This window comes from Streptomyces purpurascens, assembly GCF_045040895.1.
Taxonomy (GTDB): Bacteria; Actinomycetota; Actinomycetes; order Streptomycetales; family Streptomycetaceae; genus Streptomyces; species Streptomyces purpurascens.
In genome coordinates this window covers 6,401,727-6,417,450 of record NZ_CP108341.1, presented here as the reverse complement: position 1 = coordinate 6,417,450, position 15,724 = coordinate 6,401,727, and the positions used below count along the sequence as shown (strand labels likewise).

14 protein-coding genes are annotated in these 15,724 nt (G+C 69.6%); 5 read left to right on the top strand and 9 right to left on the bottom strand.

Features of this window, described 5'->3' with window-relative positions:
• Positions 1 to 117 precede the first annotated feature (117 nt).
• Positions 118 to 576 carry a PPOX class F420-dependent oxidoreductase gene (locus tag OHU35_RS29470; RefSeq protein WP_189731191.1) on the bottom strand — a complete coding sequence of 153 codons (459 nt, stop codon included), beginning with the start codon at positions 574 to 576 and terminating at the stop codon, positions 118 to 120.
• A gap of 178 nt (positions 577 to 754) precedes the next feature.
• On the opposite strand from OHU35_RS29470, the gene OHU35_RS29465 reads away from it, so the two are divergent.
• Positions 755 to 1,495, top strand: coding sequence for a helix-turn-helix transcriptional regulator (locus tag OHU35_RS29465; RefSeq protein ID WP_189731189.1), 741 nt, complete (start codon positions 755 to 757; stop codon positions 1,493 to 1,495).
• Here the strand turns inward: OHU35_RS29465 and OHU35_RS29460 are convergent.
• Positions 1,492 to 2,517 carry an ATP-dependent 6-phosphofructokinase gene (locus OHU35_RS29460; protein WP_184590344.1) on the bottom strand — a complete coding sequence of 342 codons (1,026 nt, stop codon included), beginning with the start codon at positions 2,515 to 2,517 and terminating at the stop codon, positions 1,492 to 1,494. The two genes, OHU35_RS29465 and OHU35_RS29460, sit on opposite strands and share 4 nt — an antisense overlap.
• A gap of 226 nt (positions 2,518 to 2,743) precedes the next feature.
• On the opposite strand from OHU35_RS29460, the gene pta reads away from it, so the two are divergent.
• The 3 genes from pta (at position 2,744) to pyk (ending at position 7,559) form a co-directional block, all read left to right on the top strand.
• Positions 2,744 to 4,846 (top strand): phosphate acetyltransferase, encoded by a 2,103-nt coding sequence (gene pta, locus OHU35_RS29455; RefSeq protein ID WP_189731187.1) that lies wholly within the window; start codon positions 2,744 to 2,746, stop codon positions 4,844 to 4,846.
• On the top strand, positions 4,843 to 6,057 hold the full coding sequence (locus OHU35_RS29450) for an acetate kinase (protein WP_189731185.1): 1,215 nt from the start codon (positions 4,843 to 4,845) through the stop codon (positions 6,055 to 6,057). Before pta ends, OHU35_RS29450 begins: the two co-directional genes overlap by 4 nt.
• 74 nt (positions 6,058 to 6,131) lie before the next feature.
• On the top strand, positions 6,132 to 7,559 hold the full coding sequence (gene pyk, locus OHU35_RS29445; protein ID WP_189731183.1) for a pyruvate kinase: 1,428 nt from the start codon (positions 6,132 to 6,134) through the stop codon (positions 7,557 to 7,559).
• A gap of 186 nt (positions 7,560 to 7,745) precedes the next feature.
• Here the strand turns inward: pyk and OHU35_RS29440 are convergent, their stop codons facing one another.
• The 4 genes from OHU35_RS29440 to OHU35_RS29425 all read right to left on the bottom strand — a co-directional run bounded on the left by OHU35_RS29440 (position 7,746) and on the right by OHU35_RS29425 (position 12,092).
• The gene (locus tag OHU35_RS29440) at positions 7,746 to 9,086 is read right to left on the bottom strand and encodes a hypothetical protein (protein WP_359897356.1); all 1,341 of its coding nucleotides are present in this window, start codon (positions 9,084 to 9,086) and stop codon (positions 7,746 to 7,748) included.
• On the bottom strand, positions 9,076 to 9,660 hold the full coding sequence (locus tag OHU35_RS29435; protein WP_189723273.1) for a DUF6114 domain-containing protein: 585 nt from the start codon (positions 9,658 to 9,660) through the stop codon (positions 9,076 to 9,078). Before OHU35_RS29435 ends, OHU35_RS29440 begins: the two co-directional genes overlap by 11 nt.
• 190 nt (positions 9,661 to 9,850) lie before the next feature.
• Positions 9,851 to 10,495, bottom strand: a complete 645-nt coding sequence (locus OHU35_RS29430) for a DUF6230 family protein (RefSeq protein ID WP_189723272.1) — start codon at positions 10,493 to 10,495, stop codon at positions 9,851 to 9,853.
• Between the two features lie 622 nt (positions 10,496 to 11,117).
• Positions 11,118 to 12,092, bottom strand: coding sequence for a tetratricopeptide repeat protein (locus OHU35_RS29425; RefSeq protein ID WP_189723271.1), 975 nt, complete (start codon positions 12,090 to 12,092; stop codon positions 11,118 to 11,120).
• Positions 12,093 to 12,325: 233 nt separating this feature from the next.
• On the opposite strand from OHU35_RS29425, the gene OHU35_RS29420 reads away from it, so the two are divergent.
• Positions 12,326 to 12,934: a TetR/AcrR family transcriptional regulator gene (locus tag OHU35_RS29420; protein WP_189723270.1), complete on the top strand. Its 609-nt coding sequence runs from the start codon at positions 12,326 to 12,328 to the stop codon at positions 12,932 to 12,934.
• An 8-nt stretch (positions 12,935 to 12,942) separates the two neighbouring features.
• On the opposite strand, the gene OHU35_RS29415 is transcribed toward OHU35_RS29420, so the two are convergent.
• From OHU35_RS29415 to OHU35_RS29405, 3 genes are all read right to left on the bottom strand, one after another.
• A complete protein-coding gene (locus OHU35_RS29415) occupies positions 12,943 to 14,643 on the bottom strand; it encodes a methylmalonyl-CoA mutase (protein WP_189723269.1) in 1,701 nt (566 codons plus the stop codon).
• Between the two features lie 75 nt (positions 14,644 to 14,718).
• Complete coding sequence (locus tag OHU35_RS29410; protein ID WP_189723268.1) at positions 14,719 to 15,057, bottom strand: DUF3817 domain-containing protein; 339 nt, start codon at positions 15,055 to 15,057, stop codon at positions 14,719 to 14,721.
• Between the two features lie 43 nt (positions 15,058 to 15,100).
• Complete coding sequence (locus tag OHU35_RS29405) at positions 15,101 to 15,610, bottom strand: MarR family winged helix-turn-helix transcriptional regulator (RefSeq protein WP_189723267.1); 510 nt, start codon at positions 15,608 to 15,610, stop codon at positions 15,101 to 15,103.
• Between the last annotated feature and the right edge of the window lie 114 nt (positions 15,611 to 15,724).

Genomic DNA, 15,724 nt, shown 5'->3' with positions numbered 1-15,724 from the left:
ACCGCCCACCCCCGCCACACACCACACAACACACAAAGAAGTGCCGGCCACACGATCGCGACCAGCACTTTCTCCACAGAGCCCAGACTCGGCCCCAGACTCAGGCGCACACTCCGCTCAGCCGGTGGCCCCGTCCGGCAGGACCCCCGCCCGGAACGGCTCCACCCCTTCGAGCGTCCGCACCCGCGTCGGCTCGATCAGCAGCATCACCCGGCGCTCGCCGGGCAGCATCCACGGATACCGGTCCTGCCCGAGGTACTTGCGCGTCAGCCGGTCCATGCCCCGCTCCGCCTCCTCGCCCTCCACGAACCGGACGACCTTCCCCCGGATCTCGGCCCGGTCGTACGGGTTCTCCGGGTCGTGGTGGGACAGCGAAACGTACGGATTGCGCCGCAGATTCTCCTCCTTCACCCGCCCGATCGAGGTGTTGACCATGACGTACCCGTCTTCGATGTCCGCCCACATGGGCGACACCTGAGGCGCCCCGTCGGCCCCCACTGTCGCGAGATGCCAGAAGTTCGGCGCGAGAAGTCGCTCGCGAATATGCCCGTTGAGCTTGCCGTTCACGTAAGTCACTGCCTTTCCGGACCCAAGATCATCGGGCCCGGGGCCATCCTTACCCCCAACCCGCCCCGACCGACAAGCCGATCCTCAGCCTGGGCCGAACCCACCGGTAGCCGTAGCTTCCTACAATCCGTGATCCTGGCCGAACAGACCGTAGTCAGCGGATCCCCGTCCCCCTAGCTTGTGGCGCGTGCGCCGACCTTCAGCCCGCCCGAGCCAGTCCACTCCCACTCCCCCTCCGCAGACCGCCCCCACGACCCCGCCCTTCAACGCCCCGGCCGCCCGCCGCCTGCGCGCGGCCCTCGGTATGACGCCCGAGCACGTGGCCCACGGCATGCGTGTCTCGTACGGACACCCCCGCATCACCCCGGACCACGTCATCGACTGGGAGCGCGGGGCCTCGGCCCCGTCGAACTCCGAACTCACGGCTCTCGCAGGCGTGTTGTGGTGCTCACCCGCCGAGCTCATCGGCAGACCCCGCACCCTGCGCGAGCACCGCATCGCCCGCTGCCTCGCCCCCGAGGACGTGGCCCGGGCGGTGGGACACGAGGTCCACGCGTATCTGCGCATGGAGGAGACCGACACCTGGCGCGGCACGGACCGCCAGTCCGGCGCCCTCGCCGACGTACTCGGCCTGGGCCTCGCCGACTTCGTCACCGTCACGGGCCGCAACGCCAAGCTCGGCGAACTGCTGCGCAGCGCGGTCAGCACCCGCTGGCAGGCCTACGTACGCCCGGTGGCCAAACTCGTACCCCTGGACCGGCCGTTCCTGGAGGGTGCCCTGCGGGCGCTGCACGAGGACTACCAGGGCCATATGGCCGCCACCCTGAGCTGGGGCGGCGGCGCCGGCGACGCGGGCGGCACCGCCCGGGAATTCCTCGACCGGATCGTCGAGCACTTCTGGACGAGAATCCAGGAAAGCCCGGTCTAGAACACCGACTCGGCCTCGTCCATCCGGTCCTTCGGGACCGTCTTCAGCTCGGTCACGGCCTCCGCGAGCGGCACCATCACGATGTCCGTCCCGCGCAGCGCGGTCATCCGGCCGAAGCGGCCCTGGTGCGCCGCCTCCACCGCGTGCCAGCCGAACCGCGTGGCGAGCACCCGGTCGTACGCGGTCGGTGAGCCGCCGCGCTGGACGTGGCCGAGAATGACCGGCTTGGCCTCCTTGCCGAGCCGCCTCTCCAGCTCATGGGCGAGTGCCGCGCCGATGCCCTGGAAGCGCTCGTGGCCGAACTTGTCGATCGCGCCCTTGCCGTAGTCCATGGTGCCGTCGGCGGGGTGGGCGCCCTCGGCGACGCAGACGACCGCGAACTTCTTGCCGCGGGCGAAGCGCTCCTCGACCATCTTGACGAGATCAGCCGGATCGAACGGACGCTCCGGCAGACAGATGCCGTGGGCACCCGCCGCCATGCCGGACTCCAGCGCGATCCACCCGGCGTGCCGGCCCATGACCTCCACCACCATCACGCGCTGGTGGGACTCGGCGGTCGTCTTCAGACGGTCCATCGCCTCGGTGGCGACCCCCACCGCCGTGTCGAAGCCGAAGGTGCGGTCCGTGGAGGAGATGTCGTTGTCGATCGTCTTCGGGACGCCCACGACGGGCAGGCCCGCGTCGCTCAGCATGCGGGCGGCCGTCAGCGTGCCCTCGCCGCCGATCGGGATCAGCGCGTCGATGCCGAACTCGTGGATCATGTCGGAGGCGTTCTCGCACGCCTCCCGGAGCCGGTCGCGCTCCAGCCTGGACGATCCCAGGATCGTGCCGCCGCGGGCCAGGATGCCGCTGACCGCGTTCAGGTCGAGGGCGCGGTAGCGGCCGTCCAGCAGGCCCGAGTAACCGTCCTCGAAGCCGATGACCTCGTCGCCGTAGTTGTCGACCGCCCGGTGCACGACCGACCGGATCACGGCGTTCAGGCCGGGGCAGTCGCCGCCTGCGGTGAGAACTCCGATACGCATCGTGCTGTGTCTCCTGCTCGCTGTTGACACCGGTGAGCTTCTGCCGATTGTTTCACGCTCGCCGACCCGGCGGGGTACCCGACTCTGACGGGCGCCTTATCCATCGGCGGAGGTATTGTCAAGGCGGTTCCGCTCACCTCGATGGGCGATTTTTCGACGTCCCGCAGAGACATCCCGCAGAGACATCCGACAGAGACATGCCACCGAGACGAAACGGAGAGCGCGCGTGACCCGCAGCGTGTACGTGACCGGCATCGACCGAGGCGACGGCCGCCAGGTCGTCGAACTGGGGGTCATGGAGCTCCTCACCCGGCAGGTCGACCGGGTCGGCGTCTTCCGGCCCCTCGTCCACGACGGGCCCGACCGCCTCTTCGAGCTGCTGCGCGCCCGCTACCGGCTCGCCCAGGACGCGTCGACCGTCTACGGCATGGACTACCAGGAGGCGTCCGCCCTCCAGGCCGAGGCCGGCACGGACGAGCTGGTGTCCACGCTCGTCGAACGGTTCCACCGGGTGGCCCGCGAGTACGACGTGGTCCTGGTCCTCGGCACCGACTTCGCCGACACCCAGCTCCCGGACGAGCTGTCGCTCAACGCCCGGCTGGCGAACGAGTTCGGCGCGTCCGTGATCCCGGTCGTGGGCGGCCGCAAGCAGACCGTCGAGTCGGTGCTCGCCGAGACGCGCAACGCCTACCGGGCCTACGACACGCTGGGCTGCGACGTCCTGGCCATGGTCACCAACCGGGTCGCCCGCGAGGACCGCGACGAGATCGCCCGCAGGCTCGACTCCCGGCTCCCCGCGCCCTGTTACGTCCTGCCCGACGAGCCCGCGCTGTCCGCCCCCACCGTCTCGCAGATCAGCCACGCGCTCGGCGGCAGGGTGGTGCTCGGCGACGACTCGGGGCTCGCCCGGGACGTGCTCGGCTTCGTCTTCGGCGGTGCGATGCTGCCGAACTTCCTGGGCGCCCTCACCCCGGGCTGCCTCGTCGTCACCCCGGGCGACCGGGCCGACCTGGTCGTCGGCGCGCTCGCCGCCCACAGCGCCGGCACCCCGCCGATAGCCGGCCTGCTGCTCACCCTGGACGAGGTGCCCGGCGCCGACATCCTCACCCTCGCCGACCGCCTCGCGCCGGGCACCCCGGTGCTGTCGGTGACCGGCACCAGCTTCCCCACCGCCGAGCAGCTCTTCTCCCTGGAGGGGAAGCTGAACGCGGCCACCCCGCGCAAGGCGGAGCGGGCCCTCGGCCTGTTCGAGCGGTTCACCGACACCGGTGAGCTCACGCGCCGGGTCTCCGCGCCCAGCAGCGACCGCGTCACGCCGATGATGTTCGAGCACAAGCTGCTGGAGCAGGCCCGCTCCGACCTGCGCCGCGTGGTGCTGCCCGAGGGCACCGAGGAGCGCGTGCTGCACGCCGCCGAGGTGCTGCTGCGCCGGGGCGTGTGCGAGCTGACCCTGCTCGGCCCGGTCGACCGGATCCGCAAGAAGGCCGCCGACCTGGGCATCGACCTCGGCGAGTCCCAGCTGATCGACCCGGCCACCTCCGACCTGCGCGACTCCTTCGCCGAGCAGTACGCGGCCCTGCGCGCCCACCGGGGCGTCACCGTGGAGCTGGCGTACGACGTGGTCTCCGACGTGAACTACTTCGGCACGCTGATGGTCCAGGAAGGTCTCGCCGACGGCATGGTCTCGGGCTCCGTGCACTCCACGGCCGCGACCATCCGCCCGGCCTTCGAGATCATCAAGACCAGGCCGGACGCCGACATCGTCTCGTCGGTGTTCTTCATGTGCCTGGCCGACAAGGTCCTCGTCTACGGCGACTGCGCGGTCAACCCCGACCCGAACGCCGAGCAGCTCGCGGACATCGCCATGCAGTCGGCGACCACGGCGGAGCAGTTCGGTGTGGAGCCGCGCATCGCGATGCTGTCGTACTCCACCGGCACCTCCGGCTCCGGCGCCGACGTCGACAAGGTGCGCGAGGCGACCGAGATCGTGCGCACGCGCCGGCCCGACCTGAAGATCGAGGGCCCGATCCAGTACGACGCCGCCGTGGAGCCGTCGGTCGCGGCGACCAAGCTGCCCGGGTCCGAGGTCGCCGGGCAGGCGAGCGTGCTGATCTTCCCCGACCTGAACACCGGCAACAACACCTACAAGGCCGTGCAGCGCTCGGCCGGCGCGATCGCCGTCGGCCCGGTGCTCCAGGGTCTGCGCAAGCCGGTCAACGACCTGTCCCGGGGCGCCCTCGTCCAGGACATCGTCAACACCGTCGCCATCACGGCGATCCAGGCCCAGTCCCCGGCCCCGTCCCCGAGTGAGAAGGCAACCGCCCAGTGAGCCCGTCCCGTGTCCTCGTCCTCAACTCCGGCTCCTCGTCGCTGAAGTACCAGCTGCTCGACATGGGCGACAGCAGCCGGCTGGCGGTGGGCCTGGTCGAACGCATCGGTGAGCAGACCTCCCGGCTCAAGCACACCCCGGGCGGCGGCGAGAGCCGCGAGCGCGGCGGCGCGATCGCCGACCACGACGCCGCGCTGAAGGCCGTGGCCGAGGAGCTCGCCAAGGACGGCCTCGGCCTGGACTCGCCCGAACTGGCCGCGATCGGGCACCGGGTGGTGCACGGCGGGAAGTCCTTCACCGAGCCGACCGTCGTCGACGACGCCGTGCTCGCCGAGATCGAGCGGCTCATCCCGGTGGCCCCGCTGCACAACCCGGCCAACCTCACCGGGATCCGCACGGCGCGGGCGCTGCGGCCCGACCTGCCGCAGGTCGCCGTGTTCGACACCGCGTTCCACACGACCATGCCGGAGTCGGCCGCCCGCTACGCGATCGACGTGAAGACGGCCGACGAGCACCGCGTCCGGCGCTACGGCTTCCACGGCACCTCGCACGCCTACGTCTCCCGGGCCACCGCCGAGCTGCTGGGCAAGGACCCCGCCGAGACGAACGTCATCGTGCTGCACCTGGGCAACGGGGCGTCCGCCTCGGCCGTACGGGGCGGTCGCTGCGTGGACACCTCCATGGGGCTGACGCCTTTGGAGGGGCTCGTGATGGGTACGCGCTCGGGAGACATGGACCCGGCCGTCATCTTCCATTTGATGCGTGTTGGTGGAATGTCCGCCGACGAGATCGACACTCTTCTCAACAAGAAGAGCGGTCTGATCGGTCTCTGCGGCGACAACGACATGCGGGAGATCCGCCGTCGCGTCGACGAGGGCGACGAGCAGGCGGAGCTGGCGTTCGACATCTACATTCACCGCCTGAAGAAGTACATCGGCGCCTATTACGCCGTACTCGGACGCGTGGACGCGGTCGCCTTCACCGCCGGTGTCGGCGAGAACGCGGCCCCCGTGCGGGAGGCCGCCCTGGCGGGCCTGGAGGAGCTGGGCCTGGTGGTGGACGGCGAGCGCAACGCCGTACGCGGCGACGAGGCGCGGCTGGTCTCGCCCGACGGTGCCCGGGTGGCGGTGGCGGTGGTGCCCACTGACGAGGAATTGGAGATCGCGACGCAGACCTACGCGCTGGTAATTGATTCAGGGAATCACACCTGAGCGGCATCCCGCCCTTTTGTATTTTCCGCTAGACGGAATATTCCGTTGCGAAACAAACCGATAGGATCGCCCCCATGCGCCGTTCGAAAATCGTCTGTACTCTCGGCCCCGCGGTCGACTCCCACGAGCAGCTTGTCTCCCTGATCGAAGCCGGCATGAACGTGGCCCGCTTCAACTTCAGCCACGGCTCGCACGCCGAGCACCAGGGCCGGTACGACCGGGTCCGTGCCGCCGCCAAGGAGACCGGCCGGGCCATCGGTGTCCTCGCCGACCTCCAGGGCCCGAAGATCCGCCTGGAGACCTTCGCCGAAGGTCCCGTGGAGCTGGTGCGCGGTGACGAGTTCACCATCACCACCGAGGACGTCCCGGGCGACAAGACGATCTGCGGGACGACCTACAAGGGCCTGCCCGGCGACGTGACCAAGGGCGACCAGGTCCTGATCAACGACGGCAACGTCGAACTGAAGGTCACCGAGGTCGAGGGCCCCCGGGTGAAGACGATCGTCATCGAGGGCGGCGTCATCTCCGACCACAAGGGCATCAACCTGCCCGGCGCGGCCGTCAACGTGCCCGCGCTGAGCGAGAAGGACATCGAGGACCTCCGCTTCGCGCTGCGCATGGGCTGCGACCTGGTCGCGCTGTCCTTCGTCCGGGACGCCAAGGACGTCCAGGACGTGCACCGCATCATGGACGAGGAGGGCCGCCGCGTCCCGGTCATCGCCAAGGTGGAGAAGCCGCAGGCGGTGCAGAACATGGAGGACGTCGTGATGGCGTTCGACGGCGTGATGGTCGCCCGCGGTGACCTGGCCGTCGAGTACCCGCTCGAGAAGGTCCCCATGGTGCAGAAGCGCCTGATCGAGCTGTGCCGGCGCAACGCCAAGCCGGTGATCGTGGCGACCCAGATGATGGAGTCGATGATCACCAACTCCCGTCCGACCCGCGCCGAGGCCTCCGACGTGGCCAACGCGATCCTGGACGGCGCCGACGCGGTCATGCTGTCCGCCGAGTCGAGCGTGGGCGCGTACCCGATCGAGACGGTCAAGACGATGTCGAAGATCGTCGCCGCGGCCGAGCAGGAGCTGATGTCCAAGGGCCTGCAGCCGCTCGTCCCGGGCAAGAAGCCGCGGACGCAGGGCGGTTCGGTGGCCCGCGCCGCGTGCGAGATCGCCGACTTCCTCGGCGGCCGGGGCCTGGTGGCCTTCACCCAGTCCGGCGACACCGCCCGCCGCCTGTCGCGCTACCGCGCCCAGCAGCCGATCATCGCCTTCACCACCGACGAGGGCACCCGCAACCAGATGGCGCTGAGCTGGGGCGTGGAGCCGTACGTGGTGCCGTTCGTGAACAGCACCGACGAGATGGTCGACCTGGTGGAGCAGGAGCTGGTCAAGCTGAACCGCTTCAACGACGGCGACATCGTGGTCATCACCGCCGGCTCGCCCCCCGGCGTCCCCGGCACCACCAACATGGTCCGCGTCCACCACCTGGGCGAAGCCAAGTCCTGACCCGGAAAGGGCCTTGAAGGCCCCTGAACGGCACCGAGGGTGCCCCCTGGAACCAGGGGGCACCCTCGTCTTGTCAGCGGCCGTGGAGGCCCCCAGGGCCATCGAAGCAGCCCGCACAGCACTGTGCCCCGCCGGGTCGAGGCCCGGCGGGGCACAGTCCTTTCGCGGCTCCCGGAGAAGTCCGGATCAGTCGGTCACGTACTGGTGCAGCCCCGGCACGGTCAGCGTGCCGCCGAACTGGCCGGCCTGGACGACCTTCACGTTGGTGAAGTAGATCCGCGGGATGTTCAGGGGCGGCGGGTGCTCCGGGTCGAACGTGACCGGGATCAGGCCGAGCAGGTTTCCGGAGATGCTCTCCGTGTACATCACCGTCTTGCCGTCGGTGATCGTGGACGTCGACCCCTTCGCCGCCTGGACGTGGTGGGTCTTGCCGGACGCCTTGTCCGTGACGAGCTGGTGCAGGTCCCCGATGTCGGTCCCGTCGTTGATGACGTACTTCAGGACCTTCTTGGTGGCGCCGCTCGCGGTCTTCACCTCGACGATGCCCTGGTAGTCGGCACCCTTCAGCGTCAGCGAGCTGGCCTCCAGGCGCCAGGGCTCGTCCGGCACGAGGAGCTCGTTGTCCACCCCGCCCTCGGCGTCCGTGGCGGCCGGGCAGTCCTCGGGGTCCACGGAGGGGCTCGCGGACGGGCTGGGCGAGGCGGTGGCCTTCTCTGCCGCGTCCTCGGCCGCCTTCTCGACGGCCTTGCTCGTGTCCCCGGCCGCCTTCGACGCCGCGTCCGTCGTGTCCTTGACGGTGTCCTCGACCGTGTCGGTCGTCTTCTTGACGGCGTCGGACGCGTCGTCCTCGCTCGTGTCCGAGGACGTCTCGGTGTCCTCGGCCTTGCTCGTGTCCCCGGACGGCGAGGCGGACGCGGAGGGCGTCGGGCTCGGGCTCTCGGTGGACTTGCCGCCGTTGAAGATGCCGCCGATCGCGTCGCCGATGTCCTCGAGGACGTTGCCGCCGCTCTTGGAGGCCGACGGGCTGGGCGTCGCCTCGTCGTCCTCGCCCGACGTGCCCTCGGATGCCGAAGGGGTCGGGGTGGGCTCGGTGTTGTCGCCCTTGTCGTCGGAACCTGAATCCGACGAAGAGGACGAGTCGCCCTTGTCCGCACCCGCGTCCGAGCCGGCGGACGCCGAGGGAGTCGGCTCGGCCGCGTCCTTGTCCTCGTCGCCCGCGGCCTCGCTCTCGCTCGCCGAGGGCGACGGGGAGGCGCCGTCCTTGTCGTCCTCCATCGCCGCGAGGCAGTCCTTGTACTCGTCGGCCTTCAGGCTGTTGGAGGTCGACGGCTGCTCGTCGGCGAGGGCGAGCGTGGGGGTGAATCCCATGCCCATGAGGACCGCGGTGGGCATCGCCGCCATGGCTATCGCCTTGCCGGCCGGCATCTGGAACCGGGTGAAGAGCGGCTTCTTGGGAGCCGCGTGACGTGGCCCCGTTCTCGCCTTCGCCTGGGCGGCGGGAGAACCGTCGCGGTGGTCAGCCGACACGATACCCCCCGTTGCGGGCCTCGGACCTGACGCCGTCCGCCGGGCCGCCGTCGCCGATCCCGTACTGAGGGTGCGTCCCGCCCGTCTCACCGGTCGCGCTCTCGGGAGAGGGCTCCACGGCTCCTTCTCCCGTCGGTCCCTGGCCGGCCGCCCGAGGTCCCTTCCCCGTCTCCTCCGTCTTGCCCGGCACCCAGGCGACGGCGAGAGCGCCGCCGAGCATCGCCAGCAGGAAGCCGATGAGGAAGCCTCCGATGTTGGAGACCACCAGCGACACCAGGGCCAGGATGATCGCCGCGACACCGGCGAAGACACGCGTCGCCTGCTGGAACCACATGGTCAGACCCAGTGTGATCAGCAGGACCCCGATGATGAGGGAGCCGGCACCCGCGGTGGTCGCCATGGTGAGCGACATGGTGCCCAACTTGAGGGTGGCGTAGGGGAAGTAGGCGATCGGCACTCCGCCGAGGATGGTGAACAGGCCTGCCCAGAACGGCCGGGTGCCCCGCCAGTCACGGAATCGCAGACGCAACCGGGCGAAAGTCCCGGCGCTCTGGACCGGAGTCTCGGCACTCATGGAAAACAGCTCCCTCGGTCCGATGGAGGTACGTACCGGCTCGGCCGTAGGCGTGTGGAGAAGCCGGAAAGTCTAAGTCTGTGTAGTGGCCCGGCGCAGGGCCGGGCCCGAGGGGCGGGGAAGCGACGGCCTCCCCGCCCCTCGAAGGGGACGGGTCAGCCGCCCCCGGACACCCGTGGGACGGAGGCTGTCAGTAGCACTCCATGCCCTTGTCCATGCCGAGCTTCATCGACAGGCCGCTGAGCTTGAACGTGCCCGCCGTCGTCGCCCACGCCGTCTGCTTGACGCCGTAGAGGTCGGCCTCCCTGGCCTGCTGGGCGAAGCCGCCCGGCAGCGTGGTCTTCGTGTCCTTGACCGCAGGACCACGGGTCTTGTCCTTGACCGCGACACCGATGTCGATGTCCTTGAACTCCGCATCGGCGTCGAGCTGGGCGACGTCGATGTAGAGGTTCTCCGCCTTGACCGGCTTCTTGGCGTCGTTCCCCGCCTCAAGACGGAGGTAGACCGTCTTGCCTATGAGGGGGATCGGCGTCGCGACCGACTGGCACATCTTGCTGATCGTCGCGTCGTCGAACGACGAGATCGCGACGGGAACCTGCGTCTTCTTCTCACCGTCGGTCGAGGTGTAGACGCTGTCGATTCCGCCGTACTGCGCGAAACCCTCACCGTGCAGGTGACTGGCCGACACCTTGAACTGCTGGCCGGAGACGCTGAATGACGCGGCCAGCGCACCCTGCGCGAGACCGACACCCACACATGCCGCAGCGGCGACGCTGGGCACCATCACCACAGCGAACCGCTTCCATCTGGTCCCGCCACGCACCTGGGACTCCATATTTCCTCCTTCTCGGACGTACATCTCCTGTCCTGGCTCGCCCCGAGTAGCGGCTCAGCCGGGCAGGGATGGGAGAAGTGCTACGTCCTCGGGAAGGAGAGCGCCTGCACTCGGCGGCGCAACTCGCGCCCGAATCACCGGCGATCACCCCCGAGCGACAACCACTGGTCGCGCCTGACACGCATCACGCACAACCTTGCTGGACAGGCTTCGCCGAGTGGGCGAAGACCCCCCTGTCCAAGAGCCGGCGCCACTGCCGCCGGCTCTGCTCGGTGGGGACCCAGGACGTCCCGCGACCCAACCGGCTGCCGGGGTACGGGAATGGACCGAGCGTGGCCGATCGTGGTGCATTCTCGCCGCCCGCACAAGGGGGTTCGTTACTGGCTAGTAACGGCCGTATAACCGAACAACGACCCATCGGTCTCGGCCGACGACACAGGGTGGTCCCCATCGGCGGTACAAAGCTGTTGATCGATGGACAGAAACCGACAGATCAACGCCCGCGACTTACTCGCAGTAACAGCGGCCGCGATTACCAAGTTTTGGTAAAGCGCGGCCGCAGTGACGTTCCGTGGGCAAATCTTTCACGTGGGCACCACAAGCCCGCGTGTTTAACGACTGGTCAGAACAGGGCGCGTGCCAGGGCCCTGCGTGCCGCGATCACCCGCGGATCCTCGGGTCCGACCACCTCGAACAGCTCCAGCAGCCGCATCCGCAGGGTGTCCCGGTCGTCACCCACCGTGCGCGCCACGGTCTCGATCAGACGGCCGAAAGCGTCCTCGACATGACCGCCCACCAGATCCAGGTCGGCGGCGGCGATCTGCGCCTGCACATCGGCCGGCTTGTCGGCCGCGTCCTTGCGCACCTGCTGCGGGTCGACGCCCTGCACCCGCTGGAGCAACTCGGCCTGGGCGAGACCCAGTTTGGCCTCCTCGTTGCCCGGGTCCTCGTTCAGTACGTTCTTGTACGCCTGGATGGCACCGCTCAGATCACCCGAGTCCAGCGCCTGCACGGCGGCCTCGAGGAGCGCGTCGTACGGACCGGCCGGACGCTCGGGAGCCGCCGGGGCGCCGCCCGCCTCGGCGTCGGGGTCGACGGTGAGGCCGGTCAGGCCGAAGCGCTGCTCCGCGACCTGCACCAGCTGGTCCAGGGTTCCCCTGATCTGCTCCTCGCCCGCTGCCCCCTGGAAGAGCGGCAGCGCCTGCCCCGCGACGACCGCGAACACCGCGGGGATCCCCTGGATGCCGAACTGCTGCATCAGCATCTGGTTGGCATCGACGTCGATCTTGGCGAGCAGGAAACGGCCGTTGTACTCGACGGCCAGCCGCTCCAGGACCGGGCTCAGCTGCTTGCAGGGCTGACACCACTCGGCCCAGAAGTCGATGACGACGGGCACTTCGGCGGACCGCTGCAGGACGTCGCTCTCGAACCCCGCCTCATCGACGTCGATGACGAGGTCGGCCGGGGAGATCCCCCCCGCACCGCCGTCCCGGGCGGCTTGGGCACGTGCCTGCTCCGCCTTCGCCTTGGCCTCCTGGGCCGCCTTCACCGCGGCGAGGTCGACGACTCCGCTCATGGACATGTTCCGTGGCTGCATGCGTCTATCCTCCCCCGTACTGCGCGCGCGTGTGAAAAACGGTGTGAAAGCCGGGCCGGTCGGGTCCCGTTCGGCGCCGGGTCCCCACCCCACGCCGAGTCGCCGAAGCCCGCGTACGTCCTTCACGGGCTTTCGCTACGAGACGTAGCGTAATGCCACGCCGGACCGCCGGACCACCACCCCCCGGTGATCTCCCTCACGGCCACACAGGAACCGCCGGTTATGGTCATGGCATGCAGAGCCGCAGCCCAGCCAGCCGCACGGGGCGCCCGCGCAGCGCCGCGGCGGACGCCGCGATCCTGGCCGCCACGCGTGCGGCACTGGTGGAACTGGGCTGGTCCAAACTCACCCTGGGAGACGTCGCGACCCGCGCCGGGGTTGCAAAAACAACCCTCTATCGTCGCTGGGCAGGCAAGAACGAGCTGGTCGTCGACGCGGTGGCGGAGCTCTTCGACGAGCTGGAGCTGCCGGACAGCGGCTCGCTGGCCTCGGACATCGAGGGCGTCGTCCTCCAGTTCGCCACGATCCTGGCCCGCCCGGAGGCGAAGAGCGGCCTGATGGCGGTGGTCTCGGAGGCCACCCGCGACGACGCCCTGCGCGAACGCATCCGCGCGTCGGTGGTCGAGCGCCAGAAACGCCTGGTTCTGGAGGGCCGCTCCCGGGCCCAGGCGAGAGGCGAGCTGCCCCCCGAGCCGGACCCGGAGTCGGCGGCCCGCACGGCAGACCTGATCTTCGACATGGTCGCGGGAGCGGTGGTCCACCGCACCCTCGTCAGCGCGGAACCGGCGGACGAGGAGTGGGTACGCGGCTTCACACGGGTACTGCTGCAGGGCCTGGCCTAGCCGGCCCCTCAGAACCCGGCAGGTTCGGTGTACACCCCCCACTCGTCCCGCAGCACCCCGCAGATCTCTCCCAGCGTCGCCTCGGCCCGCACCGCCTCCAGCATCGGCTCGATCATGTTCGCGCCACTCCGCGCAGCAGCCAGCATCCCGTCCAGCGCGCTGCGCACAGCGGCATCGTCACGCCCGGCCTTCCGCCCGCCGAGCACCCGCACCTGCTCCCGCTCCACCTCGTGGCTGACCCGCAGGATCTCCAGATCCCCGGTCACGGACCCGTGGTGGGCGTTGACCCCGACGACCCGCTTGTCCCCCTTCTCCAGCGCCCGCTGGTACTGGAACGCCGACTCGGCGATCTCCCCGGTGAACCACCCGTCCTCGATCCCGCGCAGGATCCCGGAGGTGATCGGCCCGATCGGGTGCTGCCCGTCGGGGTGCGCCCGCAGCCCCCGCTCCCTTATCTGCTCGAAGATCTTCTCCGCGTCGGCCTCGATCCGGTCGGTGAGCTGCTCGACGTACCAGGAACCGCCCAGCGGATCGGCCACGTTGGCGACCCCGGTCTCCTCCATCAGCACCTGCTGCGTCCGCAGCGCGATCTCCGCCGCCTGCTCGCTGGGCAGCGCGAGCGTCTCGTCGAGGGCGTTGGTGTGCAGCGAGTTCGTCCCGCCGAGCACGGCCGCCAGCGCCTCCACGGCCGTGCGTACGACGTTGTTGTACGGCTGCTGCGCGGTGAGCGAGACCCCGGCCGTCTGGGTGTGGAAGCGCAGCCACTGCGCCTTCTCGCTCTTCGCCCCGTACACGTCCCGCATCCACCGCGCCCAGATCCGGCGCGCCGCACGGAACTTGGCGATCTCCTCGAAGAAGTCGACGTGCGCGTCGAAGAAGAAGGAGAGCCCGGGGGCGAAGACGTCGACGTCCAGGCCGCGCGAGAGCCCCAGCTCCACGTACCCGAAGCCGTCCGCGAGCGTGTACGCCAGCTCCTGCGCGGCCGTCGCCCCGGCCTCGCGGATGTGGTAGCCGGAGACGGACAGCGGCTTGTACGCGGGGATGCCGGCCGCGCAGTGCTCCATCAGGTCGCCGATGAGCCGCAGGTGCGGCTCGGGCTGGAAGAGCCACTCCTTCTGGGCGATGTACTCCTTGAAGATGTCGGTCTGGAGCGTGCCGTTCAGGACGGCCGGGTCGACGCCCTGGCGCTCCGCCGCCACCAGGTACATGCAGAAGACCGGCACGGCCGGCCCGCTGATGGTCATGGACGTCGTCACGTCGCCCAGCGGGATGTCCTTGAACAGGACCTCCATGTCGGCGGCCGAGTCGATGGCGACACCGCAGTGCCCGACCTCGCCCAGGGAGCGCGGGTCGTCGGAGTCACGGCCCATGAGCGTCGGCATGTCGAAGGCGACCGAGAGCCCGCCTCCGCCGTTGCCGAGGATCATCTTGTAGCGCTCGTTGGTCTGCTCGGCGTTGCCGAACCCGGCGAACTGCCGGATGGTCCACGTACGCCCTCGGTAGCCGGTCGCGTACAGACCGCGCGTGAAGGGGTACTCCCCGGGCCAGCCGATCCGCTCGAACCCGTCGTACCTGTCACCGGGCCGCGGCCCGTACACCGGCTCCACGGGGTCGCCCGAGAGCGTGGTGAAGTCGGCCTCGCGCTTGCGCGCGGCGTCGTACCGGGCCTGCCAGCGACGGCGGCCTTCCTCTATGGCGTCAGCGTCCATACCCTCGAATTTACTAGGACGTCCAAGTAAATGTCGATGGCAGACCGCCGCACGTTCGTCCGTACGGCGGTGTTGTTACGCCTTGACCGGCGCCGGCGAGTCCTCCGCGATCCGCGCCTCGAGCTCGTGGCTGATCTTGCGCTCCACGAAGAACGCGGCCGTCGGGACGGTCCCGGCGAGCAGCACCCACACCTGCTTGCCGACCGGCCACTTCGCCTTGGAGCCCAGGTCGAAGGCGAAGACCAGGTACAGGACGTACAGCCAGCCGTGCGCGATGCTGACGACGCGCGTGAAGTCGGCCGCGCCGTTCAGGTCGAGCACATACTTGCCGATCATGCCCAGGGTCAGCAGGACCAGCAGCACGCCGGTGACATAGGCCATCACGCGGTAGCGGGTCAGCACGCTCTTTTTCATGCCGTCGAGCGTAACGACCCGTTCCGGGGGATCTTGCCCCGGGTCACTGCTCCTCGAAGTCCCCCGCCGCGATCCGCAGCGGCCGCAGCATGGCGAAGATCTCCCCGCACTCCTCGGCGTCGTACGCCCCGAGCCCGAAGTCCATCGCCATCAGGTCACGGGTGGCCGCCTCGACCACCTCGCGGCCCTTCTCGGTGATGCTGGCGAGGGTGCCGCGCCCGTCGTTGGGGTTGGGCCGCTTGTCGACGAGACCCGACTTCACCAGCCGGTCCACGGTGTTCGTCACGGACGTGGGATGCACCATGAGCCGCTCGCCGATCTTGGACATCGGCAGCTCGCCGGACTTGGAGAAGGTGAGCAGCACCAGCGCCTCGTAGCGCGCGAACGTCAGCCCGTACGGCTTGACCACCGAGTCGACCTCGGCGAGGAGGATCTGCTGAGCGCGCATGATCGAGGTGATCGCGCCCATGGACGGCACGTTCCCCCAGCGCTGCTTCCAGCGTTCGTCGGCGCGCGCGATCGGATCGAAGGAGAGACTGAGCGGCTTCGGCACGAACCCGACCTTACCGGCCGGTCACATGGTGGTCAGCCCCGTCTCGCCCTTCGGTCCGCCGCCTCCGGCTCCGCCATCCGGGGGCAGGGCGAGGCCATGTCCTTTACATGGCGA

What these genes read in the sequence shown, in the direction of transcription:
- pyk (WP_189731183.1), top strand. Translation starts at nt 6,132, where the DNA reads ATGCGCCGTTCGAAAATCGTCTGTACTCTCGGCCCCGCGGTCGACTCC.
- OHU35_RS29410 (WP_189723268.1), bottom strand. Translation starts at nt 15,057, where the DNA reads ATGAAAAAGAGCGTGCTGACCCGCTACCGCGTGATGGCCTATGTCACC.
- OHU35_RS29430 (WP_189723272.1), bottom strand. Translation starts at nt 10,495, where the DNA reads ATGGAGTCCCAGGTGCGTGGCGGGACCAGATGGAAGCGGTTCGCTGTG.
- OHU35_RS29435 (WP_189723273.1), bottom strand. Translation starts at nt 9,660, where the DNA reads ATGAGTGCCGAGACTCCGGTCCAGAGCGCCGGGACTTTCGCCCGGTTG.
- OHU35_RS29415 (WP_189723269.1), bottom strand. Translation starts at nt 14,643, where the DNA reads ATGGACGCTGACGCCATAGAGGAAGGCCGCCGTCGCTGGCAGGCCCGG.
- OHU35_RS29460 (WP_184590344.1), bottom strand. Translation starts at nt 2,517, where the DNA reads ATGCGTATCGGAGTTCTCACCGCAGGCGGCGACTGCCCCGGCCTGAAC.
- OHU35_RS29420 (WP_189723270.1), top strand. Translation starts at nt 12,326, where the DNA reads ATGCAGAGCCGCAGCCCAGCCAGCCGCACGGGGCGCCCGCGCAGCGCC.
- OHU35_RS29425 (WP_189723271.1), bottom strand. Translation starts at nt 12,092, where the DNA reads ATGCAGCCACGGAACATGTCCATGAGCGGAGTCGTCGACCTCGCCGCG.